The organism is Bacillus tequilensis (assembly GCF_012225885.1).
Lineage (GTDB): Bacteria > Bacillota > Bacilli > Bacillales > Bacillaceae > Bacillus > Bacillus tequilensis.
Genome location: NZ_CP048852.1, coordinates 3249635 through 3275989 on the forward strand (window position 1 = coordinate 3249635; position 26355 = coordinate 3275989).

The following is a 26355-nucleotide window of genomic DNA, read 5'->3' on the forward strand; positions in this document are numbered from 1 at the left end:
ATTGGATACATATAACCAATATATGATAAAATAGGCAAATACAATTTATCTTACCACATTCACCCCATATCAATCAAGATTTGGGTTATTTATATGCCAAAAAACCGATTTCGATTTGAAATCGGTTTTTTAATATTAGTTATCTAAACGAAAAGAACGGTTTGGCAGCTTCCACTTAAACATATAAGAACAAACGCGGCACACAACGAGCACGAAAAACAGAACGTACAAGCCAAACGAGTTTCCAAGCCAGCCCAAGCCGACGATTAATCCGCCGAGAGCCGCCCAGACCGCATAAATTTCTGCTTTCAGCACAAGCGGCTTTCGTCCGGCAAGAAGATCGCGGATGATCCCGCCGCCGCTTCCAGTCAGCACCGCAGCTACGATGACGGCGCTAAGCGGATGTCCCATTTTGACGGCATACAGCGCACCTTGGATAGCGAAGGCTGCGAGACCGATCGCATCAGATAAATTGCCCCACTTGTTCCAATGCTTTAATAGCAGCTTCGGAAACAGAAACACAATCGTAATGGAGACGAGGGCGATTTGAAAGTACGCGCCCTGCTCCCATAATGCTGACACGGGAACACCGATCAGCAAATTGCGGATCGCTCCTCCTCCAAAAGCTGTGACAATCCCTAATATATAAACTCCTAAAATATCATATTCCTCTTCCATCGCAACAATTGCACCGCTGACCGCAAACGCAATGATGCCAATCACACTGAGCAGCTCCCAAGCCATTCTGATGACTCCCTTTATGTTTGTTAAATTTTCTGACGACCTCTAGATTTTATAATCGCTCAAGCGTAAAATCAATAACATTTTCACGATAAAAAAGATAAATTTTGAGGGAGTGCACCAAACGCTATTAAGCATGGAGATTACAAAAAGCGCCCGGCATACGCGGGCGCTTTTTAGTTATTCAGATTTTTCGCCTTTCAGCAGACACATAAAAATGATAATCAGGATAAAAGCAATCAGGGCCAGAAATGGAATGGTTATAAAACCAAACCAGTTAATATATTGGCCTGAGCATGGCACGCCGCTTACACACGGCTTAATGCCGGTAAAGCCGGGCACTTTTTGCTCTAAGTAGTGCATTGTTGAAATAAATGCTCCGATAATCGCCATCGGAAGCACATATTTTTTCACGCGTGTGTCTCCTTGAAAGGTGGCGATGCCTAAAATCAGAACGAGCGGATACATGAGAATGCGCTGATACCAGCACAGTTCACAGGGGATGAACTTTCTGATTTCACTGAAATACAGGCTGCCAAGCATAGCGACAAGAGCGACAACCCAGGAAGCATATAAAAATACGATTCTATTTTTCATATAATTACTTCCCTTTCAGCTCTTTTTCTATTGTTTCTTTGATTTCATTATAATCCGCAAAATGTTTGATCACTTTATCATTTACGTAAATCGTCGGGGTTGCGTTCACATTCATTTTTTGATTAAGGTTCGTGTCCTTTTCCACTTGAGAAGCGAATGTCTCCTTATCAAGATTGTCCTTGAGTGTCTCAGGTTTTACCTTTGTGGTGCTTTTGGCAAGATCACCGAGAACCGCTGGGGTTACCCATTCCTGTTCTGTGTCCGGCTGTTTTTCGAACAGCTTTTCATGGAATGCCCAGAAAGAGTCGGGGTCTTCCTTCCATACTTCTTCTGATGCAAGAGCCGCTAATCTTGAACCTTTTCCATGTAACATGACGTTCACGAATGAAAATTTCACATCGCCCTTATCAATAAAGTCTTTTTGGATCTTTGGGAAGATGTCACTGTTAAACATCTTACAAGACGGACATTTGTAATCTCCGAATTCTACTACTGTTACCGGCGCATCATCCTTGCCGAGCACAGGCTGGCCTTTAATAGACGGCTGTTCGGAAACCGCTTCATTGCCTTGTTCCGTTTTGTTATTAATGATGACAATGGCTGCTAGCAAGACAACAACCACAACCGTAAGGATAACCGCGAATTTCACAGAAGACTGCTGTTTCTTTTTCACTCCGACACCTCATCGTTTTAAAATTAAAAAAGAAGCGGGCCACAATTGACCAACTTCTTTATTTTAACAAGACAAGCGACAATAAGAAAACCCCGAAAAAATGAATTCTCTCCGACAATTTATCCGTTTTTGATACGCATGACGCGCATGGCGTTCGCCACTGCGAGCAGGGTAACGCCGACATCTGAGAAGACCGCTTCCCACATAGTCGCAATTCCGAATGCCCCGAGAATGAGAAAGATCGCTTTTACACCTAAAGCAAAGCTGATGTTTTGCCATACAATTCGCCGTGTCCGTTTCGCAATCCGAATTGCTTCAGCTACTTTTGATGGCTGATCTGTCATCAGCACGACGTCTGCAGCTTCTACCGCGGCGTCTGAGCCAAGGCCTCCCATGGCTGCTCCGATATCCGCGCGCGCAAGCACCGGCGTATCATTGATGCCGTCACCGACAAAAATGAGTTTTTCATTTGGCAAAAGCTTGGCTTCCAATGCTTCGACTCGTGCGACCTTATCCTGCGGCAGCAGCTCCGCATATACATCGTCAATGCCAAGCTGTTTTCCGACAGCTTCCCCCGTTTGTTTCGAATCGCCAGTCAGCATCACTGTCTGTTTGATTCCAAGCGACTTCAGATCAGCCATCGCCTGTGCCGCGTCTTCCTTTACTTCATCCGCTATGACGATTGCTCCGGCATAGCGTTGATCAACAGCAACGTGTACAATTGTTCCGGCATTTTCATCCGGGACACCCTCAATCTGCTCTCTTTCCATGAGCTTTTTATTCCCGGCAAGAATGTCTGTGCCGTTTACTTTTGCAATAATGCCGTGGCCGGATATTTCCTCATATGACTCAATCGCGTCTGAGGAAAGCATTTTCCCGTAAGCTTTACGCACAGATTCGGCAATTGGATGCTGGGAATGAAGCTCAGCGTATGCCGCTGCTTCAAGTAATCTGTCCTTTGTAAATCCTTCCGCAGGTTTGATTTCTGTCACTTCAAAGCTGCCTTTTGTTAATGTCCCTGTTTTATCAAACACCGCGTATTTGACTTGATTTAAGGCCTCTAAATAATTGCTGCCCTTCACAAGCACGCCGGCCTTTGAGGCTGCGCCGATTCCGCCGAAGAAACCGAGCGGTATAGAAACAACGAGCGCACACGGACAGGAAATCACTAAGAAAATAAGCGCCCGGTAGACCCAATCGGAAAGTGCGGCGCCAGAAATCATAAGCGGCGGGACAAAGGCCAGCAACACCGCGATGATGACAACAGCAGGTGTATAATACTTCGCAAACTTCGTGATAAAGTTTTCCGTACGGGCTTTACGGCTGCTCGCATTCTGAACCAAATCTAATATTTTCGATACTGCCGATTCCTGATAGCCTTTGGTAACTTCAATATGCAAAACGCCGTTTTGATTGATAAAGCCTGACATGACCTCTTGTCCTTCTGCAGCTTTTCGCGGCACGGATTCACCTGTCAAAGCAGACGTATCAACCATCGCTGATCCCTGGATAACCTTTCCGTCCAGCGGTATGCTTTCTCCCGGATTGACCACAATGATGTCTCCAATCTGTACGTCCTCCGGAGAAACCAGTTCAATGCCGTTCTCTGTTTTCACATTGGCGTAATCAGGCCGTATATCCATTAACGCACTGATTGATTTTCTGGACCGGCTGACCGCCGCTCCTTGAAAAAGCTCACCAATTTGATAAAAGAGCATAACGGCAACGCCCTCAGGGTATTGCTGAATCAGAAAAGCGCCGATTGTGGCAAGAGCCATTAAGAAATGCTCGTCAAACACCTGACCGCGGCTGATGTTTTTGACTGCACGGATGACAATGTCACCGCCGATGATCAAGTAAGCAACGAAGAAAAGCAAAAATTCCACGGTTCCGGAATGAACGAAATATGCCGCTGCTCCGAGAATGACAGCCGCCGCCATTCTGATCAGCATATTGATCATTCTTTTGCGATAGCCGTCATCAGCTGATTTCTTTTTATACTTTTGACGAACTGTTACATGGGGATCAATCGATTTCACTTTTTTCTCCACCTTATCGGTGACCCATTGCTCTTCTTTTCCATCGGCTGAGACAGTCAGGGTGCTTGCCGCAAAGTTAACCGCGCATCCGTCAATGCCTTTTATGCCTTTGACCCCATTTTCGATTTTTTGGGCACAATTGCTGCAATCCAAACCGTCCAGAACGTATTCCTGTTTCACTAGTCTCACCTTACCTTCCGATTTAGGGTTCCCTCTTCAAAGCGTATCAATGAATGATATAGTGAATTTTTATATATGAGCACATACTCATATATAGGTTACGTTTATTATATGCCGTTTTCCAATAAAGTGTCAATGTAAAACAAAAACCGGCATATGGCCGGTTTTTTATTTTACTTTCTGCAAACGGAGCGCGTTTAGTACAACGGAAACGGAGCTGAATGCCATTGCTGCTCCCGCGATCCATGGCGCTAAAAATCCGAGCGCTGCGATTGGGATGCCAAGGCTGTTATAGCCAAGCGCCCAAAATAAGTTTTGTTTAATGTTTTTCATTGTCAGTCTGCTCATGCGAATGGCGTCGGCAATGCTGTTTAGATCGCCGCGAATCAGCGTAATGTCAGCTGTTTCCATGGCAATGTCCGTGCCTGTTCCAATCGCCATGCCGATATCGGCTGTGGCAAGTGCCGGTGCATCGTTAATTCCGTCGCCTACCATGGCTGTTTGGCGGCCTTCTTTTTGCAGGCGGGCAATTTCTGCCGCCTTTTGTTCTGGAAGGACTTCCGCAATGACACTTGTAATTCCCGCTTCCTTCGCGATGGCTTCTGCGGTTCTCCGGTTGTCTCCCGTCATCATGATGACATCCAGGCCCAGCTCTTTCAGATGGGTCACTGCCGCCCGTGACGTGTCTTTTATCGTATCGGCAACCGCTATAAGTCCCGCCGCTTCACCATCAATGGATACCAGCATAACTGTTTTCCCTTCTGCCTCAAGCTCTTCCATTTGGGCAAGAAGAGCTTCATGCTCAACCTGTTCGCTCTCCATTAACTTTCTTGTGCCGACGAGAATGGTTTTGCCTCCGGCTTCAGCTAAAATGCCTGCGCCGATTTTTGCCTCAAAGCGGGTCAGCTTCGGTATCTCAAGCCCTTTTTCTTTCACGCCGGAAACAATCGCTTCGCCGAGCGGATGCTCCGAGCCCGTTTCGGCTGCCGCCGCAAATCGAAGCAGATCTGTTTCTTCATAACGCCCGAACGGAATGGCATCTGTCAGACGCGGCTTACCGTTTGTCACAGTTCCGGTTTTATCGAGAACAATCGTATCAAGACGATGTGTTTTTTCTAAATGCTCGCCGCCTTTAAAGAGAATCCCGAATTCGGCAGCGCGCCCAGATCCGGCCATAATGCTCGTTGGAGTGGCAAGGCCGAGGGCGCAAGGACAAGCAATGACAAGAACCGCGATGAACTTGCTGATCGCTTCGGCAAAATCGCCGGGAGCCGCCCAAAGATACCAAATGAGAAAAGTGAGAACGGCAATTCCCAACACGATAGGCACAAAAATCCCGGAAATTTGATCAGCGAGACGCTGGATCGGCGCTTTTGACCCTTGCGCTTCCTCAACGATTTTGATGATATGAGAAAGCGCCGTATCCTTACCGACATTGACCGCTTTGATTTTCAGAAAACCGTTTGCGTTCACGGTGGCACCTGTCACACTTTCACCTGGATTTTTATCCACAGGAAGACTTTCTCCTGTAATCATCGATTCATCAACTGCCGAGCGGCCTTCTATTACTTCTCCGTCGACAGGAATTCGTTCGCCCGGTTTGACGTAAACCAAGTCATCGACAAGCACTTCGTCTATCGGAATGATTTGCTCCTGTCCGTCTCTGACGACAGTCGCTGTTTTCGCTTGAAGCTTCATCAGCTTTTTAATGGCATCTGATGAACGGCCCTTTGCTTTTGTTTCAAATAGCTTGCCTAATAAAATCAGTGTCAGCAAAATCGCGCTTGTTTCATAGTAAAGGCCGTCTGTATGCCCGTGGGAACCGAGGCTTTGGATTGTAAGATAAAGGCTGTAAGCGTAAGCTGCCGTCGTTCCGAGCGCGACCAATACATCCATATTGGCGCTTTTGTTTCTGAGTGCCTTATACGCACCCGCATAAAACGGCCAGCCGATCAGAAACTGGACTGGCGTCGCCAGCGCAAACTGCATCCACGGACTGAGGAAAATATCCGGCACCCAAATGAACGATGTAAACGTAAAATGGCTTACCATCGCCCAAAGCAATGGGAACGACAGAACCGCTGAAAAGATCAGTCTTGCCGTTTGCTTCCGTTCTTCTTTCTTTTTAGAAGCTGCTGCTTCACTGTCCTCATCGCCCTTTAGCTTAAGCTTATATCCCAGCTTATCTACTGCTTCTTTCAAATCGCCGACAGCCGCTTCTTTTGGATTGTACTCGACCGTAACTGTTTCTAAAGCGAAGTTTACGGGAGCGTTTGCGACGCCTTCTATTTTGTTAAGCCGCTTTTCAATCCGATTGGCGCAGGCTGCACAGGTCATGCCTTCAATATCGAATTCAGCTTTTTCCGTTACGACGTGATAACCCAGCTTTTCTATTTTTTCCTGAATCGCTGAAGCCTCTGTTTCAGCGGGATCATAGATAACATTTGACGTTTCTGTTGCCAGATTGACATTGGCATCCGTGACACCCGTCATCTGCTTGAGGCCTTTTTCAATTCTGGATGCACAGGCCGCACAGGTCATGCCAGACACCTGCATTGCGATTTCCTTTTGTTCACTCAACATACTCACTCCTTTATATACACCCGGGGGGTATATGAAAATGAAAGAAATATCGCGCCTTCTTAAAGGCGCGATATTTTGAATCACTCGGCTACATCATAGCCCTGATCTTCTATCGCATCTGCAATATCTTTGACTGATACTTTGTCAGCATCAAACGAAACATCGACTTTTCCCGCTTCCAGATTGACATGAACCGCACTGACGCCGTCCAATTCTCCTACGCTCGTTTCCACCGCTTTGACGCAGTGCTGACAAGACATACCCTCAACTTGCAATGTTTTTTGTTCCATTTGAATTCCTCCTGTTTTGTTCTTTCTGTTTTCATCCTACCATACCCCCGTAGGGTATTACAATAAAAAAAGCCTTTATGATTTTGTGAACTTTTTAAATACGTCTAAAAGCTCAGAAATGGCCTGTTCTCCGTCTCCGCTTTTGATGGCATCCGCTACACAATGATGGGCATGATCCTCAAGCAAATGAAGCGCCACATTTTTCATTGCAGCCTGAACAGCTGAAATTTGTACAAGAATGTCCACACAATATCTATCGTTTTCCACCATGTTTTGAATACCTCTGACCTGGCCTTCTATCCGTTTCAGGCGGTTTGTGATTTGATCCTTTTCTTTCGAGCTTTTATGGTTTAATGCTTTATGGTCGTTATGTTTCTCCATCGGTACACCTCTGTTCCTTATATTAATTCCCATTATACTGATTGTCCAAACTGTTGTCTAAGCTTGCCTCGGCAAAAAATGAATCAGTTAGGTTTTACCATTTGATCAGAAGGGTATATACTTCTTGCGAAAACGCTTTTAAAGGGGAGAAGAACAGTGGATACGATAAATGTTGGGATGTTAGGGTACGGACTGTCTGGCTCTGTTTTTCACGCGCCGCTGCTTTCTGTTTTAGATGAGTTTTCCATCAGCAAGGTCATGACATCGCGGACGGAAGAAGTGAAACGGGATTTTCCGGATGCTGAAGTTGTGCATGAGCTTGAGCAAATCATACATGACCCGGACATTGAGCTTGTCATTATCACCACGCCGAGCGGGCTTCATTACGAGCACGCCATAGCATGCATTCAGGCTGGAAAACACGTCGTGATTGAAAAACCGATGACAGCCACTGCTGAAGAAGGAGAAGCATTACAAAAGGCCGCCAAAGAAAAAGACATATTGTTAAGTGTATATCATAACAGACGCTGGGATAATGACTTCTTAACGATTAAAAAGCTGATTGAGGACAAATCACTTGAAGAAATCAATACATATCTCGTCTCCTATAACCGCTACAGACCTGAGGTTCAAGAGCGATGGCGTGAAAAAGAAGGCATTGCCACCGGTACGCTGTATGATCTCGGCTCCCATATCATAGACCAAACTCTCCATTTGTTCGGGATGCCAAAAGCTGTCACTGCAAATGTGATGGTCCAGCGCCACAATGCCGAAGCTGTTGACTATTTTCATATCATGCTGGATTACGGCAAGCTCCAAGCGATTCTGCACGGAGGATCAATCGTTCCGGCAAACGGCCCGCGTTATCAAATTCACGGACAGCAATCCAGCTTTATCAAATACGGAATCGACGGACAGGAAGACGCACTCAGAGCAGGGAGAAAACCCGAGGATGACAGCTGGGGTGCGGATGATCCGCAGTTTTACGGCCAGCTGACAACCGTTCACGGCGCGGACAAGAAAACAGAAACGATCCCTTCGGTAAACGGCTCCTATCTCACCTATTACCGCAAATTAGCAGAAAGCATACGGAAAGGCGCAGCGCTCCCTGTCACCGCTGAAGAAGGAATTGATGTTATCCGCATCATTGAAGCCGCGATGAAAAGCAGTGAGGAGAAACGAACAATTACGCTGGAACAATAAACAAAAGCCTCCCCTTTTAACAGGGGAGGCTTTTTCATTAAAATGTTTTTCCTGCTTCTTTCGCACGCGCAATCGCGTCTTCTTTGATTTGCTGTGCTTTATCAGGCTCCGCATTTTGCCCCTCTACGAAAATGCCATCGAAGGATGGAACGCCGAAGAAGTTCATCATGATGCCGATGTAGCGGTGGCCCATTTCCATTTCAGCCGCAGGGCCTTCTGAATAGTAGCCGCCGCGCGCTTGGATATGAATTGCTTTTTTGTCAGTCAACAAGCCGACAGGGCCTTGTTCAGTGTATTTGAATGATTTTCCTGCAACTGCAACAGAATCAAGATACGCTTTCATTACTGGCGGGAATGAGAAGTTCCATAAAGGAGTAACGAATACGTATTTATCAGCAGATGCAAATTGATCGCTAAGCTCTCCCAAACGGCCGACTTTCGCTTTTTCGCTTTCAGAAAGCTCTTCAAAACCTGTGCCTGACTGCAGCTTGCCCCAGCCGCTGAATACATCCGCATCAATGTGCGGGATGTTTTCATTGTACAAATCAATATGTACAACCTCATCATTTGGGTTCGCTTCTTTGTAAGATTCGATGAATGCTTTACCTGTTGCCATACTGTAAGAAGTTGCTTCATCATGAGGGTGAGCAGTGATATACAATACTTTTGCCATTTTTACCAGCCCTTTCGTTTTTAAAAATCACACATCAATTATTATCATACAGATGCTTTATGATTATTCTTTCTCTCTTTGACTTTATTATAGGGGCACTTAAAATTACTTTCAAGCAAAACATCTCGAATTAAAGATTATTTTACTTTTCAAAAGCTGTCCGCAAGCCAAAATACAGTGCGGACAGCTCTTTGCTGATCCGCGGATAGCAAGAAACATGCGGCACTTGTATGTCTGCCGGCGCCTTTTTCATCAAAGCGGACTGCTCAGCTTGTTCAAAAAAAGCTCGTATCCGGTTCATCTCTTCTTCGGAAAACGGAGCAGACGGACGATGATGAGCTTGGGCTGAGAGCAAATAATACCCTAGGTGCTGAGCACCGGAAACGGCAGGCCAGAGCGTATCCGCATAAGTATTGGGAAATTCACCAAGCGTCTGATCATACGCATCCCGAAGTCTGACCAGGCTCACCCTTAGCTTATGTTCGTCTGCTGTCTGCCCGGTTAACAGTTTCTCCATAAACTGCCCTTCCAGCCGAATCACCTCCCGCATCAGTTCGGGCAGCCGCTTCTTGGAAAAACGCCTCCACAGCAGCATCGTTCCCAATAGCCCGATCACACTGCCGACAGCTACATCCGTCAGCCTCGCTATCATAAAATAACCGATGTCCGAGCCGCCATGCATGCTTTCTGTGATGACAAGCGCGTTTGCGGTCAAAAAAGGAACCGCCAGCGCATAATTTCGGACAATCAGCATCTCAAGAAGACATTGCAGCGCTGCAATACATAACGCAATATAAACACCGTCCGGCTTTAAAAACAGGATAGCGCCTGCCAGCCCAACACCGATCACGGTTCCGGCCGAACGCTGAATGGCCCTGTGAAGCGTAAAGACAACAGTCGTGCCAAGCATGACCGCTGCTGCCGAAAGCGGAATCCAGTAGGAGCGTGCAAAAACAAATGTGAGGGCAAACAGATCTGCGGCAAACAGCACAATTCCGTACTTTAACGCCCGTATCAAAACCGGCGACTGCCAGTCAAAGGCATTTCTCAAATCGTAAAATGAGTTTGGCAGACGGCTCGGTTCCCCGTCCAGCTTCTCAAACTCTCCTGAAGCGATATGCAAAGCCTCATTGATTTCTTCAAACAGCTTCCGGCTTGGCTCTGAATTATTCTCCTTCATCTGAAACGAACTGAGAGCACGATCATGCCCCAGCATATCTCCGGCTTGACGGAGTGCTTTTTCAATCTGTGCCGTCTTTCCATCTGGTGTTTCAGCTGAAAAATGAATAATGGCGAGAAATATGTCGTCAGCTTTTTCGAGCAGGCGGAAAAAACGTTCATCATGCAGTGATTTTTTCCGCCTGTTTCCCTTGCCGAGAACTGTTTGACGGGCTGTTCTGAGCATAAGCACTGTCTGATGCTGCGCGTTCTGAAAGCCTGGTGTTCCGACGGCTGAAAGACAAGCGGCAAGCTGGTCATATGTTTTTTGCAGCACCGCCTCCTCAGGTCCATGTTTGTTCCATAACCAGCCGATTAAGGCGATGCCCATGGGCAAAATGCCGCCGAGACATGTCAGCTCCGCTCGGAACAGCGCTTGTGAAGGATCGGTTGGAAGCCCGGTGCTGACTAAAAAGGCAAGAACAAAAAACATCGGCGCAGGACCTTGTATACCGAGCGCACTGAAAATAAACATCGCCGCTGCACCAATCAGCCCAAGAACAGCCGCCATCATCCAAACCGTCCCGGACAAAAGCGTTCCTAATCCAAATGAGAGCGCAATCCCAATGGAAACCAAGAGCAGCTTCAAAGCGCGCTTTTTATACGATTCACCGCCCGCATATAAATAAACAAAGCCCCCGATGCTTGCAGATAAACCGTAATCCGTATGACCCATCAGTGTACCGGCCAGCACAGGAAATCCCGAAGCGACGCCTGATCCGATTGCCTTTTTCCATGGAAAGGGATGTGCTTGAATCCGAAAGGCATCCTTTACGATGCTTGGCATAGTTCTTTGATTCTTGTTCATTTGACAAAATCCTTTTCAGCGAATGTGTAGAGCTTTTCCCGTTTATTCGCTATAGTATGCCCCAAAAACGTGTGAACTTCTCAATTGATGCGTTCGCATAAAAAAGCAGAGACCATATGTCTCTGCTTCTCTACATCAGTTTGTCCGCAATATCCTGAATCGGCTTGATCCAGTTGCTGTACGTCAGCTCGGCAGCTTTTTTCCGATCCTTGTCCTTACATGCCTGAATAATTTGTTCATGTTCTTCAATCGAATTTTGCGGCGATGTGAAAAAAAGATATTCAATCCGAAGAATATGCATATGAAGAACAGATGTGAAATTGCGGATATATTCATTATCGGCCGCATCAATCATGACATCATGAAACGCTTTATCAAGCCCTAGCGCTTCATAAATTTCATTTCGGTCAATCGCCGCCTTCATTTGCTGATTGACCGCCGCCATCTCCTCCAAGTGGGAAGACTGAATGTGTTCGATTGCCAGTTCGGCAGCGGTGGATTGCAGAGCCGCCATAGGCGGGTACACCTTGAAAACATCGTTTTTTTCAATTTGTGAAATTCTTGTTTCTTTCCCCGGTGACATTTCAACAAAGCCCTGTACCGCCAATAATTGCAGAGCTTCTCTAACTGGCGTTCTGCTGACGCCAAGCGCTTTCGCTAACTCGTCGTCATTGATTTTTTCTCCGGGAGCGAGAATGCCTTCCACAATCCATTTTTGAATTTGCTCCAATGCAATCGTTTTAGCAGTCTGCCGTATAGGTTTTGGGGTATTTGACGGGATTGGCATAAAAGCATCACCTCTGAATATTTGTTTGTTTTTTTAACGCCGCCGGCTTGCCGGTACTCTTTTTTTGCGATAGAACAAAAATCATGACCAAAATACAAGCCGCTCCTGCCGCTTGATAAAATCCAAAGGATACACCAAGCCACAGGATAGAGGATGCCACTGCGGCCACCGGCTCAGTGCACCCCAGCATGCTTGCTTCTTGCGGAAATAAATATTTCAAGCTTGTCAAATACATAGAAAAACCCAATAGCGTTCCGAATATGACAATAAAACCAATTGATACGCCCGCAGACATCGTCCACCCCTGTACATCAACGTCCCACGGCGGATGAATAAAGCTCATGCCAATGCCTCCGATCAGCATTCCCCAGCCAATCACAAGAGCAGATCCCCAGTTTTTCAAAAGTGAGCTGGAGTACAGCGTATAAAAGGCAAGGGCAGCGGCAGAAAGCAGTCCCCAGATGACAGACAAAGGAGATATAGTTAAATTATTGATACTTCCATTGGTCAGCAGTAAAAAAGTGCCCCCCAAAGCAAGCACAAGTGCGCACATATCTGCTAACTGAAAAGAATTCTTCCGGGTCACAAGCATAAACAGCATAATCATAACGGGTGCCAAGTACTGAAGCAGCGTAGCTACAGCTGCATTACCGGTTCCTATTGAAGCCAAAAAAGTATACTGAACGCCCAGCATGCCGGCAATTCCGAAAACAACCAGCTGAATAGCCGATTTTTGATCCTTCCAAATCTCCCACACCGCACGTCTGTTTTTACCGGCAGATATGATCATCAGCAGAAGCAATCCTGATAAAAGCAAACGAACGGTGACAAGCCACTCCACCGACACATCACTTGTTTCAAACAAATGCTGGGCAGCAGTTCCCGATAATCCCCAAAAAGCAGCTCCGACAATGACCATAAAAAATCCGTACATCCGTTGTTTTTGAGTCGCCAACGTACATCCTCCTGACAGGTAATATGCAATATATTACATATTATATCGTTTTACTTTTCTGAAAACAAAGTTTTTTTACAAAAATAAAAAACAGCGCCTGTCAGCACTGCTTTGTTGCATCGCTTTCCTTTAAGAGAAAATAAATAAAAAATAAAGGATAGATCAATAGATACCCATTAAACAGCCACCAAACAAGATCGAAGTCCCGGCTGAAAGACCAGAATGAAATCGCCTGAAGGCCTGAACAGCAGGTCAATACAAGTGAAATCAGCGCCATCAGCTTCCAGTCAGCACGATTCACCCGATACAAATACAAGCTGTACAATCCTGTGACAGAGATCAGGATATCCAGCGGAAAAAAGGACCAGTTCCAGGCAATCATAAATGGTTGTTCATGATGTTTAAAAGCCCAGCTCTCCGGTATCAGCGAAAACCCTGCTGACAGCCAATACAAAATAAAACCGATATCAGTCACGAGAAAAAACAGTTTCATATATTTCATTTGTACGGCCCGCTTTTATGTATCGGCTCAGACTGCGTCCCTTGTTCGATCAGGTTTAAAGACACCACACCGGCGATAATCAAGCCGATTGAAATGAGTTTCATCACGCTCATATTCTCTTGAAAACACAAAAAACCAACGACTGTAATCAGGACTATTCCCATTCCTGACCATACGGCATAAGCAACAGATACATCTATTGATTTTAGCGTAAGCGTCAGAAAGAAAAGACTTCCGCCATAAAAGAAAATCAATATGATACTGGGAATAAGCTTTGTAAAACCTGACGATAGCTTCATACTGACCGTCCCGGCAACCTCAAACAAAATCGCTAAGCATAGAAACACCCAAATCACGCTTCATCCTCCTCATCAGCTGTTATGCCGTTCATCAATACATCTACAATCGATTCAAGAACCTCTCCTGTCGTGAGCTGATGTTTGACCGGATATTCAGGGTCATACACTTGGTTGATGCTTCCTATATACATGTGGACAAACAAATCCAAATTGACATTTCTGATTCTCTTTTTCCGTTTGCACTCGTTTAATAATTCAAGGACAATCGTCCATTCTTCCTTCATAAACGTGTCTAATGTAAGCCACGCATCGTAATGGTATTTCTTCAGTTCGCTTAATAATCCCATGTTCAGCAGGTCCATTCCCTGCGGAAGACCGATCAGCAATTGTTTCACTTTTTCAAGCACGTCCAAACGTTCATTTTCATAGATGTCTCTTTCTATCTGCTTCATCTCTGCGATAAATTGTTCAACCACCGCTCCCGCGAGCTTATCTTTAGATGAGTAATGCGCGTAGAGTGTCCGCTTGCTCGTTCCCAGCGCTGCCGCCAAATCATTCATTGTAAATGAAAATCCTTTCTGCCGGATCAGCCGTATGGTTTCCGCCAAAATTCTTTTTTCCAAATCAATCCCCTCGCTTCCGGTACTAAAAAAACTATATCGGTACCAAAATTATACGACAGAGATTTGTGGAAATCAACAACATATAAAAAACCTCTCCTTTTGGGAGAGGTTTAAAAGACACTGCGGACCAAACCGCCGTCCGCCCGAAGCGCTGCGCCATTGATGGCGGAGGATAGCGGGCTGCTTAAAAATGTGACAAAATGGGCGATTTCTTCCGGACGGATCAGTCTTTGAATGATAGATGTCGGCCGGTTTTCTTTCATAAAGCGTGCCTCAGCTTCTTGAACAGTCAGGTTTTCACCAGGATACAGCGAGTTCAGCATCGTTTCCACACCCTCTGTTAAGGTAGAGCCCGGCATGATGGTGTTGACCGTGACATTCGTGCCGGTTGTCAGCTCCGCCAAACTGCGGGAAATGGACAGCTGCATCGTTTTCGTCGCACTGTAATGGGCCATTTCCTGTGACGGCATTATCGCCGCTTCACTGGCAATGAAAATCACACGCCCTTCTTTTTTCTCGATCATGTTATGCAAATACTTGCGTGTCAGCCTTACACCGCTCATAATATTCACTTCAAAAAAACGAAACCATTCATCATCGGGAATATCAAAGTACTCCGCCGGTTCAAAAATCCCTAAATTGTTGACTAAAATATCAACCTCTGGATATGCCTGAAACAGCTCATTGCAGCCTTCTTCTGTTCCCAAATCAAATGCGGCCGGATAAAGGACCGCTTCTGAATGTTGTGTTTTCAATTCTTTTATCGTCTGATTCACTTTCTCTTCCCGGCGTCCGTTAATAATCACTGCCGCGCCCTCTTCAGCTAACGAAGAGGCAACGGCTTTCCCGATCCCTGATGTCGAACCGGTCACCAGTGCGGTCTTCCCTTGTAAATTGAGTTTCATTCCTTCATCCCTCCGTTTTTGTTTCCTCTTATTTATTGACAGAAATCTAATTGGTGAAACATCTGCTCTGCAATCAGTATGAAACAGCTGGGATTGAAATGGAAGTACGCACTTTTTAGTGCCTGTGATCCGGAGAAAAAATAAAGCAGAACCTCTAAAGAGGTTCTGCTTTATTGTCATTATGTATGGAGACGGTGGGAGTCGAACCCACGTCCAGAGACATCGATTACTTAAGCGTCTACGAGCGTAGCCTGCATATTTAGGATTTCACTCATCTTCTTGCCTGCGGGCTGGCCTTCCGAGAGCTAGTCTGTTCATCTCTTCTTACGTTCTCAGACGGGAACGCAAGCGTAGCCTACTTAGATGTGCTCTTCACAGACACATAGGCAATGTCAGGAAGAGCTCGCTGCGCTTATTAGGCAGCTAATGCTACGTTTTGGTTAAAACTGTTAGTTTTGCCAGTTATATTTATGTGCGTGTTTACGAGATCGCCTCTCGGCTCGCAGCTCAAGCTCGATCCATCCCTGTCGAATCCGTAACGTCCCCTTGTTATAAGGGAAATACGGGAGAAAATATCAAGCTCTCACTCAAACTGGCTATAGTCTTATTATAACACGTTCACGGCGCTTTTCAATTGTCAAATCCTTCAAATGAATAGCGTTGTAATCTGATCGTGAACACAGTATAGCACAGGCCTGATTTTTGAATCAAGCACTATGCCTTTAGAAGCCTTTTTGACTGTCTCTAAACGCTCTTTCGATTTCCCGCTTCGCGTCCTTGCGCTTCAGGTCTTCCCGTTTGTCATAGTTCTTCTTCCCTTTTCCAAGGCCGAGAAGCACTTTGGCAAAACCGTTTTTTAAATACAGCTTCAGCGGAACGAGAGAATAGCCTTTTTCCTTCGTTAACCCGATCAGCTTATTAATTTCCTTGCGGTGCATTAATAGCTTTCTCGTCCGGAGCGGATCGTGGTTGTAGCGGTTTCCCTGCTCATACGGGCTGACGTGCATATTGTGGAGAAACACTTCTCCCCGTTCGATTTTGGCGAAGGAATCCTTAAGGTTTACACGGCCGGCGCGAATCGCTTTGATTTCGGTTCCTTGCAGAACGATGCCTGTTTCATAGGTTTCTTCTATAAAATAATCGTGATTGGCTTTTTTATTTTGAGATAATACTTTTCCTGACCCTTTTGGCATGCCAGAACCTCCTCTCTCTAAGGAAAAACTGTCCACCTTTTGCGATACGCTCTATTTTACCAAATGTCACGTACCGCTACAATGAAAAGCTCTTTCCGAAAGAAAGCAAATAGAGCGCTGCGGCCCTATTTGCTGGTTGAGCTGTTATTTCTTCTTTTTCCGTTTCTGTTTCGGCGCGTTTTGGAAGCCGCGTTTTTTCTTCTTCTTCGGCTTAGTGAACCATTCCCCTTTTTCCTCAGACGGTGCCGGAGAAACAGGCGTATTCGTGCTTTGAACGCGTTTTCTGGCAGGCTTTCCGCGCTTTCTGCTCCGGCTGCTGTCAAGTTCTCTCGGACGGCGCGGAGACCCCTTCATGCCGACGATTTCAAAGTCGATATTGCGCTCGTCTTTATTGACATCGACAACCTTGACTGTGATTTCATCTCCAATGCGGAAGACATTTCCTGTCCGCTCGCCGATCATCGCAAAATGCTGTTCGTCAAAGCGGTAGTAGTCATCCGTCATAAAGCTGACGTGGACGAGCCCTTCGATTGTATTCGGCAGCTCGACGAACATTCCGAAGTTTGTCACAGAGCTGATCATGCCGTCAAACTCTTCACCGATTTTATCAAGCATGTATTCCGCTTTTTTCAGATCATCCGTTTCACGCTCGGCGTCAACTGCACGGCGCTCCATCGTTGATGTATGCTCGGCGATATCCGGCAGGCGTTCAGCCCATTTTTCCTGTGTCGCTTCATCGACTTTGCCGTTGATTAAATACGTTCTGATCAGACGGTGGACAATTAAGTCAGGATAACGTCGGATCGGCGATGTGAAATGCGTATAGAATTCCGTTGACAGACCGAAGTGCCCCAAGCTCTGCGGGTCGTATTTCGCCTGTTTCATCGAACGGAGCATGACAGTGGATATAACGGTTTCTTCAGGTCTGTCACGAACAGCGTCAAGGATGCTTTGCAGCGCACGCGGATGAATATTTCCCGCGGTTCCTTTCACCACATAGCCAAATGTCGTTACGAATTCTAAAAACTTTTGCAGTTTTTCAGCATTCGGTTCCTCGTGAATCCGGTATATAAACGGGACGTTCATCCAATGGAAGTGCTCCGCTACCGTTTCGTTCGCCACAAGCATAAATTCTTCAATCAGTTTCTCGGCGACAGAGCGTTCTCTGATGACAACGTCTTTCACCGCGCCTTCATCATCAACAAGCACTTTCGCTTCCTTGAAATCAAAATCAACGGCGCCGCGGTTCATCCGCTTGTCGCGCAAAATTTGAGCCAGCCGCTCCATGTCTTTGAACATCGGGACAAGAGGCTCGTATTTTTGTTTCATCTCTTCATCATCGTCAACAAGAATTTTATTCACATCTGAATATGTCATTCTCTCCGTTGTTTTAATGACACTTTGGAAGATCTGGTGCTCCGTCACCTGCCCCTGACTGTTAATGGTCATTTCACAGGAAAGTGTCAGGCGGTCAACCTTTGGATTTAAAGAGCAGATGCCGTTTGACAGTCTGTGCGGAATCATCGGAATGACCCGGTCAACTAAATAAACACTCGTCCCTCTTTCAAGCGCTTCTTTGTCAATCGGCGAGTTTTCAGTTACATAATGGCTGACATCAGCAATGTGAACGCCAAGCTTGTAGCTTCCGTCTTCAAGCTTCGTCACGGTAACTGCATCATCCAAATCCTTCGCGTCCGCTCCATCAATGGTGACAATCACCTGGTCACGGAGATCGCGGCGGTCTTTCAGGTCTTTTTCGTCAATTGTGTCGGGCGTACTTGAGGCCTGCTCCATCGCCTCAGCAGGAAATTCACCAGGCAGGCCGTGCTTATGAATGACCGATAAAATATCAATGCCCGGATCATTTTTGTGGCCGAGAATGGTTTCAATCTCGCCCTCGGCGTTCATGCGGCCTTCAGGATAGCTCGTCAGCTTGACAACAACCTTATGCCCTTCCGCCGCTCCGTTTTTCCCGTTTTTCGGGATGAAAATGTCACTCGTGATTTTTTTGTCGTCCGGAATGACAAAACCGAAGTTTCTTGTTTCTGTATACGTACCGACAACCTTCTGAATCGCCCTTTCTAAAATGCGGATGACGGTCCCTTCCTGTCTGGAGCCGCTTGACTGTGAATTCAGACGAACCATGACGATATCGCCGTTCATTGCCGTATTCAGCTCATTAGGCGGAATAAACACATCACTTAACGACGTGTCCTCAGGCAGCAAAAAGGCGAATCCTTTTGCATGCGCTGATATCTTTCCTTTTATTAAATTCATCTTTTCCGGAATGCCGTAGCGGTCGCTTCTCGTCCGTACGATAAGCCCTTTATCTTCCAAAGTGACTAACGCTTTGACGAGCTCCTTAAACTCCTCAGCTTCCGTAATATTTAACATCTCCTCAAGTTCCTGAACAGTCAGAGGCTTATACGCCTCTTCCTTCATAAACGAGAGGAGCTTATCCATAAATGCTTCTTTTTCCATTATCCGACCTCCTGTTGATTACCAATCAAGCTTCTCTAAAAATTCATACACATCCTGATGGACGAGGTCACGTTCTTTGTCGAGCGTGATGACATGGCCTGATTCCTCGTACCATTTCAGCTGTTTATCATCGGTTTCCACTTCGTTGTAAATAATATTGGCGCTTTCGGTATTAATCATGTGATCATGACGGGCCTGCACCACAAATGTCGGTGAATAAATCATATCGACATTGTTCCGCACATCGGCTATTAAATCTTGCAGCGCCTTGAGCGTGTTCATCGGCGTTTTTTCAAATTCTTTCATTTCCTCTTCAATTTGCTCCGGGCTTTTCCCCTCGAATTTTTTATAATTGCGAGCGTATGAAAGGACGCCCTGATACATGACTTCTTCACTCTTTATATGCATTGGCGCGCACATTGGGACAATTCCCTTTATGGGTACAGTGTAACCCAATTTCAGCGAAAAAACCCCGCCAAGCGACAGTCCGCAGGCTGCAATGCTCTCATAGCCTTCAGATTTTAAGTATTCATAGCCATCCATCACATTTTTCCACCAGTCTTCGGGCCCCGTATGTACTAGTTCTTCAGGGGGCACCCCGTGTCCTTCATATTGAGGTGCATGGCACGTGTAGCCCCGTTCATTCAAGTAACGTCCCAGCATTCTTACGTCCGCTGTATTTCCTGTAAAGCCATGCAGCAAAAGCACCGCTTTGTCTCCGCCTTCAAATGTAAATGGTTTTGGTGTCACAACTTTCATGCTCATGTCTCCCTTTCTATCTGCACGGTCATTTTAGTTTTCCACAGTTTGATCAGAAAAAAACGCTCTGAATATCAGTCTGAAACGTGAAAAAGGCCTGACTTTACATCAGACCTTATACAAACATTGCCCTATAGGATATAAGCAAGCGCAATCGTTAACACGAAAAACAAGACTGCCAGCACAACCGTGATGCGGTGCAAAATCAAGTCAAGACCTCTTGCTTTTTGTTTCCCGAAGAGCTGCTCCGCTCCGCCCGAAATCGCACCAGATAATCCGGCGCTTTTACTGGATTGAAGCAAAACGACAATAATAAGTGCAATGCTGACGATAACCAATAAGGTAATCAAAACTGCGTGCATCCCTTACACCTCCAGACTCACTGGCCTACATTACTTCTATTTTACATGAAAAGGGTTGGCATGTCACGCTGTATCAGACGCGGGATAAGGGCGTTTTATCTTGGTTACCCTATTCATACGAAAATCAAAAGGAGAAAAACAATGCCCCTTATCAGCATAGCCAGCAGAAAACATCTTTATTATGAGGAATATGGACAGGGAATTCCGATCATCTTTATCCACCCGCCGGGCATGGGGCGCAAGGTTTTTTATTATCAGCGCCTTCTCTCCAAGCATTTCAGGGTGATCTTTCCCGATTTGAGCGGCCACGGCGACAGCGATCATGCGGATCAGCCCGCCTCTATTTCTTATTATGCAGACGAGATCGTGCAATTCATGGACGCTCTGCACATGGATAAGGCTGTGTTATTCGGGTATTCCGCCGGCGGCTTAATCGCACAGCATATCGGCTTTACCCGCCCGGACAAAGTGTCGCATCTTGTTCTGTCCGGCGCCTACCCCGCTGTTCATCACGTAATCGGCCAGAAACTGCACAAAATGGGCATGTATCTGCTTGAAAAAAACCCATGGCTGCTCATAAAAATCCTCGCCGGCAGCCACACAAAAGACAGCCAAGTTCGAGCCATATTGACAGACCATATGAAAAAAGCAGACCAGACCCATTGGCATCAATATTATCAGGCTTCACTCGACTACAACTGTATTGAACAGCTGCCACATCTGCAAATGCCGAAGCTGTTCATGTATGGCGGCCTGCGGGACTGGACCTTTACAAACGCAGGCTATTACCGAAGAGCGTGCAGCCATGCCGAATTTTTCAGATTGGAATATCAGGGACACCAGCTTCCGACAAAACAATGGAAAACATGCAATGAACTGGTGACAGGATTTGTGCTGACACATCATTCCCAGAATTAGAAAGCGCTTGAATTCCTGGCGTTTCGCTAACGTTTCATTGACTTTTGTCAATAAAATCATAGTAAAAAAGATCCTCAAATTTCAAATTAAAATAGTGAAGCATTTTACCGATCACAAGCTGTCCCGGCCGTCTTTCTCCATTCAGCACGCGGCTCAGTGTGGCGGGTGAGACTCCGATTTCCAGCGCAAGCTGATTAAGGGAATAATCGTTATTGACCATATACTGCAAGACATAATCACGTCTAATCTGTATCTTTTCTACCGGCACTTTCCTCACCTTCCGTTCCTGAAAAATCTATTTTCTATACTTTTACATTACGGCTTATGTTAACTTTTGTCAATACATTTCCAGTCTACCTATTTCCTTTAGTCAATAAACATACTAAAATATGAGTAACAGTGAGGGACGGGGTGAGACATATGGAAAGCTTTGGTGAACAATTGCGGGCATTGCGCGAAGAGAGAAAGTTAACAGTCAATCAGCTGGCGACTTATTCAGGCGTAAGCGCAGCCGGTATCTCCAGAATCGAAAACGGCAAACGGGGCGTTCCCAAACCTGCCACCATCAAAAAACTGGCTGAGGCTTTAAAAATTCCTTATGAAGGTCTTATGTATAAGGCTGGCTACATCGAAGAGGTGCATGAAGCCAAGGCTCCTTATGAAACGAAGTGTAAGCTGCTTGAAAAAGCGAAGGCCTATGACTTAAAAGACCTTGCCCTTTTTGAAGACGAAAAGTGGCAATATCTCAATAAAGAAGATTTGCTCATGCTGGATCATTATTTTTCGTTTATTTCAAACGAAGCTAAAAAACGTTCTGCTGATGACTAACTCTTGATAGAAATGTGAGGCGATAAACCATGTCACCGTTCGGACAGCAATTACGGGAGCTGCGCCGCGCCCGCAAGCTGACAGTGAATCAGCTCGCGGTGTACTCAGGCATCAGCTCGGCCACCATTTCAAAAATTGAAAACGGCAAGCGCGGCACGCCAAAACCTGCAACAATCAAAAAACTGGCGGCCGTGCTGAAAGTGCCGTACGAAGACCTGATGGCTGCCGCAGGCCATATCCGGGCCTTTCCAGAAGAAATCCGCGAGGCTCCGGAAAGCTATCAGTCCATTTACGACATTTACCAGACAGCTGTTACTCGCGGAGCGGAGCACCTCCCGATTTTCAACAGCAAAAAATGGGAACACCTTTCAAAGCAAGATATTGAAAATCTCAGCAAATACTTCGATTTTTTAGCCTCTGAAGCGAAAAAACGCGCCTCTTCTTCATAATCCCCTCTTCTCTTTCTCTATTTTATGAATCGCGCTTGCATACCTCCCCTCATGATTTGCGTTATAATAGTGACAGACGAGGTGAAAAGGATGAACCAATCAGAAATGTGTCCTAGATTTGAAAAAGCAGTCGACATCTTGAGTAAACGCTGGGTCGCTTTAATTGTATTTCAGCTGTTGAACGGGTCACAGCGATTTAGCGAAATTGAAGCAGCACTTCCAAATCTAAGCGGCAGAGTTCTGTCAGAACGGCTGAAAGAACTTGAGCTTGAAGGAGTAGTGAAGCGGGATGTCATCCCGGAAACTCCGGTTCGCATCGAATATTCATTAACTGATAAAGGAAAGGCGCTCGCCCCCATTCTAGGTGAGATTTCTAAATGGGCGACGGATTGGATTGACCCTTCCTTTCTTGACTAATTGCTAAAACGGTTCTGATCTCAAAGACGGGAAAAGAGCCGTTTTTTATTTTTATTTTCCAGGTGAAAAAACGATTTCTCAGCCGATATATAATACATCCACACATCACGTTTTTAAAGGAGACCATTATATGCGACTGACGATTTCCCGCAAATTCAGCCTGGTATTTTTGACACTGATTCTGATCAATTTACTTATTGGCGGAATAGGCGCTTTCAATATGAAGCAGATCATTGAAAAGACAGATGAAATCAACACAAAATGGATTGACGGCATCAAAGCCATTACATCGATTAATTATTTAACCGAGCACTTGTCTTCTAAGGAAAAGGAGTTTCTGATTTACACTGACAAAAGCAAAATGGATACGCTTGATCAAGACATGAATCAGATCATGGAAGACATCAATCAAAAGCTCGATAGCTACAAAAAAACAATTTCCAATGATAAAGAACAGAAACTGTTCGGGGAGCTTCAAACTGAAGTGAACACTTATGCTGATATTCATAAGCAAATAATAGAAAGCGGCCGCACGAATGACATGGACAAAGCAAGAGGTTTATTAGTGCAGTCTGAGGCTGGCTTTGAGGATATGAAAAAATCAGTCACTCAGCTTGTTGACTTTAATAAAGAAGGCAGCAACACAGCGGTAAAAGAAACGAAGGACGTCTACCATAAAGGGCTGATTTACACGGCTTTGCTTCTGGCAGCTTCGATCATCATCAGCATTTTCATCTGGTTTTATATCGCGCGAAGCATTGTAAAGCCTATCATTCGCATGAAGGATTCTGCCAATCATATTGCCAAGGGAGATCTGTCAAATGACATTGAGCCGCTCAACTCAAAAGACGAGCTGGGTGATCTTAACGAAGCGCTGCAAAAAATGGTAGGTAATCTGAGGGATATTGTCGGATACACCAAAGACATATCAAGCCGGGTTCTTTCTTCTTCACAAGTGTTGGCAACCGCAACGAATGAAACAAGATCCGGCAGCAAACACATTACTGAAACAATGAACGAAATGGCTGAAGGCTCTGAACAGCAGGCCCAAGACGCCGTGACAATTGCCGAGTCGATGAATGATTTCACTGAAAATATTGATAAAGCCTATAATCACGGCATCACAATCAGCGATACGTCTCAAAATGTTCTCGAACTCGCGGTAAACGGAAACGAAAATATGGATACGTCATTACAGCAAATGAAATCCATCCATCATATCGTTCAGGAAGCCGTTCTTAAAGTAAAGTCGCTGGAACAGCATTCTCAGGATATCAACAAGCTCGTTCAGGTCATCAACGGGATTGCCGAGCAAACGAATTTGCTGTCACTTAATGCAGCGATTGAAGCTGCCCGCGCTGGAGAAAGCGGCAAAGGCTTCGCTGTTGTGGCAGATGAAGTCAGAAAGCTGGCCGACGGCGTTTCTGATTCCGTGCAGGACATTACCCGGATTGTAAACGGGACACAGCAGGAAATCCACACCGTTATTAAGTACTTGGAAAGCAGCTTTACAGAAGTCGAAAAAGGAACGGAAAACCTGACAGACACCGGACAGGCTATGCAGCAGATCAAGCAATCCGTCACCGATGTTGCAGGCAGCATTAAGGAAGTAACGGATGGCCTGAAGCAGTTAACAAACCAATCGATTACCATCAATCAATCGATTGAAAATATCGCTTCTGTATCTGAAGAGTCTGCCGCCGGCATTGAAGAAACATTTTCGATTACCGAGCAGTCCGCCCATTCCATGGATCAAGTGCTTCAAAATGCTGAGGAGCTTGAGCAGCTGGCAAAGAAGCTGGATGAGAAGATGGATCAGTTTACAATCTAAAAAGAAAAAGAGGCTGGAGTCATCCAAGCCTCTTTTTCTATTCTATGCAGCTGTTTGAACACGTTTCGTTCTGATTCGTTTTTTCTTCACCGGGCTTAATGCCCGCTCCAGCCAAGCCATCAGCAAGTCAGCGGCTACCGCCATCACCGCAGTCGGGATCGCGCCGGCCAGAATAATGGCTGTTCCGTTTGTCGCATTTGAGCCGCGGACGATCATGTCCCCAAGTCCGCCGGCGCCGACAAATGTGCCGATCGCTGTAATTCCGATGGCGATGACAAGTGCCGTGCGCAAGCCTGCCATGATGACAGAAAGCGCGAGCGGGAGCTCAACCATGCGAAGCACTTGGAATTTCGTCATGCCCATCGCTTTTCCCTATTCTAAGTAAGCATGTTCAATGCTGATAATCCCTGTGTACGTGTTTCGGATAATCGGCAGAAGGGAATACAAAAATAATGATACAATCACAGTGTTTGCGCCGAGCCCCATAACAAGCATTAAAACCGCCAGCATGGCGAGCGCCGGGATGGTCTGGATGACATTTGTTACGGCGAACACCCATGCTGATAAGCGGCGAAAATGCGCAATGAGGATTCCGGCCGGAACTCCGACGACAGCGGCAAACAAGACACCGTAAGCCGACATGAGAAAGTGGCGGCCAAATTCGCTTATGACGTAGCTGCCGTTCTGCGCATAATATGTCATTAACTGTTCAAGCACGTTCATTTCCTTCGTCCCCCTTTCACGATGCGAAGTAATGATGTTTTTCTAAATATTCTTTAGCAACGACTGACGGTTCTTTTAGGTTGCCGTCGACTTCATAGTTGAGCTCCTGCATCGTCGCTGTGTCGATTTTCCCGATCATTTTCCGGATAATGCTCTCAAGCTCTGGATGTTCTTTGAGCACTTGTTCCGGAACAACCGGCGAGCAGTCGTACGGCGGAAAAAACTGCTTATCATCCTTTAACATTTTAAGACCATAGGACTTGATTCTTCCATCCGTCGAATATGCAAGCACAATGTCCATTTTTCCGCTTTTCACCGCGTCATACACAAGTCCGATCTGCATCGGATACGTACCGTCGAATGTCATGCCGTAGGTTTTCGTAAAATCCTGATAGCCGTTTCCCTTGAGCTTCATCCAATAGTTATCGACACCCAGCTTTAATTGCGGCGCCCATTTTTTAACGTCTGATACGTTTTCCAAATGATATTGATCTGCCAGCTCCTTGCTGACCGTAAAGGCATACGTATTATCAAACCCGTAGGAGTCATACCATTTTAACTCGTATCTTTTTTGGAACTCCCGCTGTGTCAGCTCCAGCGCTTTGTCCGGGTCTTTTTCAGGCTCCATTCTCAGCGTGCCCGTCAGCGCGTCGCCGGTATATCTCGTGGCTGCAATGTCGATTTCCCCGTTCATTAAGGCTTGCTGCTGCACCGCGTTGGAGCCGAGATTTTTAATGGTTGTTGTTTTAAGATCAGTATAGTGTTCAATCAGCTGGCCCAGCATGCTGGCGATGATTTCTGATTCGCTCATGCTTTGCGCGCCGATTTTAATGGTCTGGTCTGAAGCGGCACTGAGCCCCGGAAGCGAACAGCCGCTTAGCGTCAGCATTGCTGCGAGCGTTAAACCGGTCATCCATTTGATATATTTTCTTTTCAT

General features: G+C 45.9%; 27 protein-coding genes, 1 other RNA gene and 1 pseudogene. 6 read left to right on the top strand and 23 right to left on the bottom strand.

Features of this window, described 5'->3' with window-relative positions; genetic code table 11:
- Positions 1-135 precede the first annotated feature (135 nt).
- The 7 genes from G4P54_RS17210 to csoR all read right to left on the bottom strand — a co-directional run bounded on the left by G4P54_RS17210 (position 136) and on the right by csoR (position 7484).
- Positions 136-744 (bottom strand): trimeric intracellular cation channel family protein, encoded by a 609-nt coding sequence (locus G4P54_RS17210; RefSeq protein WP_024713535.1) that lies wholly within the window; start codon positions 742-744, stop codon positions 136-138.
- 177 nt (positions 745-921) lie between these two features.
- Positions 922-1338 (bottom strand): disulfide oxidoreductase, encoded by a 417-nt coding sequence (locus G4P54_RS17215; RefSeq protein ID WP_024713534.1) that lies wholly within the window; start codon positions 1336-1338, stop codon positions 922-924.
- 4 nt (positions 1339-1342) lie between these two features.
- Positions 1343-2011 carry a disulfide bond formation protein BdbD gene (gene bdbD, locus G4P54_RS17220; protein ID WP_024713533.1) on the bottom strand — a complete coding sequence of 223 codons (669 nt, stop codon included), beginning with the start codon at positions 2009-2011 and terminating at the stop codon, positions 1343-1345.
- A 119-nt stretch (positions 2012-2130) separates the two neighbouring features.
- Positions 2131-4239 carry a heavy metal translocating P-type ATPase gene (locus G4P54_RS17225; protein ID WP_167873337.1) on the bottom strand — a complete coding sequence of 703 codons (2109 nt, stop codon included), beginning with the start codon at positions 4237-4239 and terminating at the stop codon, positions 2131-2133.
- Positions 4240-4398: 159 nt separating this feature from the next.
- Positions 4399-6810, bottom strand: coding sequence for a copper-exporting P-type ATPase CopA (copA, locus tag G4P54_RS17230; protein WP_167873906.1), 2412 nt, complete (start codon positions 6808-6810; stop codon positions 4399-4401).
- A gap of 83 nt (positions 6811-6893) precedes the next feature.
- On the bottom strand, positions 6894-7103 hold the full coding sequence (gene copZ, locus G4P54_RS17235) for a copper chaperone CopZ (RefSeq protein ID WP_003228406.1): 210 nt from the start codon (positions 7101-7103) through the stop codon (positions 6894-6896).
- Positions 7104-7178: 75 nt separating this feature from the next.
- Positions 7179-7484 (bottom strand): copper-sensing transcriptional repressor CsoR, encoded by a 306-nt coding sequence (gene csoR, locus G4P54_RS17240; RefSeq protein ID WP_024713530.1) that lies wholly within the window; start codon positions 7482-7484, stop codon positions 7179-7181.
- A gap of 117 nt (positions 7485-7601) precedes the next feature.
- Between csoR and G4P54_RS17245 the strand changes: the two genes are divergently transcribed.
- Positions 7602-8687, top strand: coding sequence for an oxidoreductase (locus G4P54_RS17245; RefSeq protein ID WP_277348625.1), 1086 nt, complete (start codon positions 7602-7604; stop codon positions 8685-8687).
- Positions 8688-8724: 37 nt separating this feature from the next.
- Here G4P54_RS17245 and azoRB read toward each other — a convergent pair whose 3' ends face one another.
- The 13 genes from azoRB to secG all read right to left on the bottom strand — a co-directional run bounded on the left by azoRB (position 8725) and on the right by secG (position 20252).
- On the bottom strand, positions 8725-9360 hold the full coding sequence (azoRB, locus tag G4P54_RS17250) for an FMN-dependent NADH-azoreductase AzoRB (RefSeq protein WP_024713528.1): 636 nt from the start codon (positions 9358-9360) through the stop codon (positions 8725-8727).
- A 142-nt stretch (positions 9361-9502) separates the two neighbouring features.
- Entirely contained in the window at positions 9503-11386 is a 1884-nt protein-coding gene (locus G4P54_RS17255) for an FUSC family protein (protein ID WP_167873338.1), read from the bottom strand.
- A gap of 130 nt (positions 11387-11516) precedes the next feature.
- Positions 11517-12173, bottom strand: a complete 657-nt coding sequence (locus tag G4P54_RS17260; protein ID WP_167873339.1) for a GntR family transcriptional regulator — start codon at positions 12171-12173, stop codon at positions 11517-11519.
- A 7-nt stretch (positions 12174-12180) separates the two neighbouring features.
- Positions 12181-13128, bottom strand: a complete 948-nt coding sequence (locus G4P54_RS17265) for an EamA family transporter (RefSeq protein ID WP_167873340.1) — start codon at positions 13126-13128, stop codon at positions 12181-12183.
- A 100-nt stretch (positions 13129-13228) separates the two neighbouring features.
- Entirely contained in the window at positions 13229-13630 is a 402-nt protein-coding gene (locus G4P54_RS17270; RefSeq protein WP_167873341.1) for a YvaD family protein, read from the bottom strand.
- Positions 13627-13986 (bottom strand): DMT family transporter, encoded by a 360-nt coding sequence (locus tag G4P54_RS17275; RefSeq protein ID WP_167873342.1) that lies wholly within the window; start codon positions 13984-13986, stop codon positions 13627-13629. Before G4P54_RS17275 ends, G4P54_RS17270 begins: the two co-directional genes overlap by 4 nt.
- A complete protein-coding gene (locus tag G4P54_RS17280; protein WP_167873343.1) occupies positions 13983-14552 on the bottom strand; it encodes a TetR/AcrR family transcriptional regulator in 570 nt (189 codons plus the stop codon). The genes G4P54_RS17275 and G4P54_RS17280 overlap by 4 nt, the downstream gene beginning before the upstream one ends.
- A 110-nt stretch (positions 14553-14662) precedes the next feature.
- On the bottom strand, positions 14663-15457 hold the full coding sequence (locus G4P54_RS17285) for an SDR family NAD(P)-dependent oxidoreductase (protein WP_167873344.1): 795 nt from the start codon (positions 15455-15457) through the stop codon (positions 14663-14665).
- Between the two features lie 183 nt (positions 15458-15640).
- Positions 15641-16003: a transfer-messenger RNA gene (ssrA, locus tag G4P54_RS17290) on the bottom strand.
- Positions 16004-16179: 176 nt separating this feature from the next.
- On the bottom strand, positions 16180-16650 hold the full coding sequence (gene smpB / locus G4P54_RS17295; protein WP_010331890.1) for an SsrA-binding protein: 471 nt from the start codon (positions 16648-16650) through the stop codon (positions 16180-16182).
- Between the two features lie 144 nt (positions 16651-16794).
- A complete protein-coding gene (gene rnr, locus G4P54_RS17300; RefSeq protein WP_024713520.1) occupies positions 16795-19131 on the bottom strand; it encodes a ribonuclease R in 2337 nt (778 codons plus the stop codon).
- Positions 19132-19149: 18 nt separating this feature from the next.
- Positions 19150-19890, bottom strand: a complete 741-nt coding sequence (locus G4P54_RS17305) for an alpha/beta hydrolase (protein WP_024713519.1) — start codon at positions 19888-19890, stop codon at positions 19150-19152.
- A gap of 131 nt (positions 19891-20021) precedes the next feature.
- The gene (gene secG / locus G4P54_RS17310; RefSeq protein WP_003220028.1) at positions 20022-20252 is read right to left on the bottom strand and encodes a preprotein translocase subunit SecG; all 231 of its coding nucleotides are present in this window, start codon (positions 20250-20252) and stop codon (positions 20022-20024) included.
- 141 nt (positions 20253-20393) lie between these two features.
- Between secG and G4P54_RS17315 the strand changes: the two genes are divergently transcribed.
- Positions 20394-21170, top strand: coding sequence for an alpha/beta fold hydrolase (locus G4P54_RS17315; protein ID WP_167873345.1), 777 nt, complete (start codon positions 20394-20396; stop codon positions 21168-21170).
- A 34-nt stretch (positions 21171-21204) separates the two neighbouring features.
- On the opposite strand, the gene G4P54_RS17320 is transcribed toward G4P54_RS17315, so the two are convergent.
- Positions 21205-21438, bottom strand: coding sequence for a helix-turn-helix domain-containing protein (locus tag G4P54_RS17320; protein WP_003220031.1), 234 nt, complete (start codon positions 21436-21438; stop codon positions 21205-21207).
- 152 nt (positions 21439-21590) lie between these two features.
- Here G4P54_RS17320 and rghR point away from each other — a divergent pair, with 152 nt between their 5' ends.
- The 4 genes from rghR to G4P54_RS17340 all read left to right on the top strand — a co-directional run bounded on the left by rghR (position 21591) and on the right by G4P54_RS17340 (position 24695).
- Entirely contained in the window at positions 21591-21998 is a 408-nt protein-coding gene (gene rghR, locus G4P54_RS17325; RefSeq protein ID WP_024713517.1) for a transcriptional repressor RghR, read from the top strand.
- A gap of 29 nt (positions 21999-22027) precedes the next feature.
- Entirely contained in the window at positions 22028-22447 is a 420-nt protein-coding gene (locus G4P54_RS17330) for a helix-turn-helix domain-containing protein (protein ID WP_024713516.1), read from the top strand.
- Between the two features lie 90 nt (positions 22448-22537).
- On the top strand, positions 22538-22864 hold the full coding sequence (catR, locus tag G4P54_RS17335) for a catDE operon transcriptional regulator CatR (RefSeq protein ID WP_003220037.1): 327 nt from the start codon (positions 22538-22540) through the stop codon (positions 22862-22864).
- Between the two features lie 130 nt (positions 22865-22994).
- Complete coding sequence (locus G4P54_RS17340; RefSeq protein ID WP_167873346.1) at positions 22995-24695, top strand: methyl-accepting chemotaxis protein; 1701 nt, start codon at positions 22995-22997, stop codon at positions 24693-24695.
- Between the two features lie 42 nt (positions 24696-24737).
- Here the strand turns inward: G4P54_RS17340 and opuBD are convergent.
- Positions 24738-25418, bottom strand: a pseudogene (gene opuBD, locus G4P54_RS17345) (choline ABC transporter permease OpuBD).
- A gap of 16 nt (positions 25419-25434) precedes the next feature.
- Positions 25435-26355 (bottom strand): choline ABC transporter substrate-binding lipoprotein OpuBC, encoded by a 921-nt coding sequence (gene opuBC, locus G4P54_RS17350; protein WP_167873347.1) that lies wholly within the window; start codon positions 26353-26355, stop codon positions 25435-25437.

Coding starts and splice junctions, on each gene's coding strand:
- G4P54_RS17270 (WP_167873341.1), bottom strand. CDS start 13,630: ATGAAATATATGAAACTGTTTTTTCTCGTGACTGATATCGGTTTTATT.
- G4P54_RS17305 (WP_024713519.1), bottom strand. CDS start 19,890: ATGAAAGTTGTGACACCAAAACCATTTACATTTGAAGGCGGAGACAAA.
- secG (WP_003220028.1), bottom strand. CDS start 20,252: ATGCACGCAGTTTTGATTACCTTATTGGTTATCGTCAGCATTGCACTT.
- azoRB (WP_024713528.1), bottom strand. CDS start 9,360: ATGGCAAAAGTATTGTATATCACTGCTCACCCTCATGATGAAGCAACT.
- rghR (WP_024713517.1), top strand. CDS start 21,591: ATGGAAAGCTTTGGTGAACAATTGCGGGCATTGCGCGAAGAGAGAAAG.
- csoR (WP_024713530.1), bottom strand. CDS start 7,484: ATGGAGAAACATAACGACCATAAAGCATTAAACCATAAAAGCTCGAAA.
- copZ (WP_003228406.1), bottom strand. CDS start 7,103: ATGGAACAAAAAACATTGCAAGTTGAGGGTATGTCTTGTCAGCACTGC.
- catR (WP_003220037.1), top strand. CDS start 22,538: ATGAACCAATCAGAAATGTGTCCTAGATTTGAAAAAGCAGTCGACATC.
- G4P54_RS17255 (WP_167873338.1), bottom strand. CDS start 11,386: ATGAACAAGAATCAAAGAACTATGCCAAGCATCGTAAAGGATGCCTTT.
- G4P54_RS17215 (WP_024713534.1), bottom strand. CDS start 1,338: ATGAAAAATAGAATCGTATTTTTATATGCTTCCTGGGTTGTCGCTCTT.
- G4P54_RS17285 (WP_167873344.1), bottom strand. CDS start 15,457: ATGAAACTCAATTTACAAGGGAAGACCGCACTGGTGACCGGTTCGACA.
- G4P54_RS17260 (WP_167873339.1), bottom strand. CDS start 12,173: ATGCCAATCCCGTCAAATACCCCAAAACCTATACGGCAGACTGCTAAA.
- G4P54_RS17210 (WP_024713535.1), bottom strand. CDS start 744: ATGGCTTGGGAGCTGCTCAGTGTGATTGGCATCATTGCGTTTGCGGTC.
- G4P54_RS17330 (WP_024713516.1), top strand. CDS start 22,028: ATGTCACCGTTCGGACAGCAATTACGGGAGCTGCGCCGCGCCCGCAAG.
- G4P54_RS17340 (WP_167873346.1), top strand. CDS start 22,995: ATGCGACTGACGATTTCCCGCAAATTCAGCCTGGTATTTTTGACACTG.
- opuBC (WP_167873347.1), bottom strand. CDS start 26,355: ATGAAAAGAAAATATATCAAATGGATGACCGGTTTAACGCTCGCAGCA.
- rnr (WP_024713520.1), bottom strand. CDS start 19,131: ATGGAAAAAGAAGCATTTATGGATAAGCTCCTCTCGTTTATGAAGGAA.
- smpB (WP_010331890.1), bottom strand. CDS start 16,650: ATGCCAAAAGGGTCAGGAAAAGTATTATCTCAAAATAAAAAAGCCAAT.
- G4P54_RS17315 (WP_167873345.1), top strand. CDS start 20,394: ATGCCCCTTATCAGCATAGCCAGCAGAAAACATCTTTATTATGAGGAA.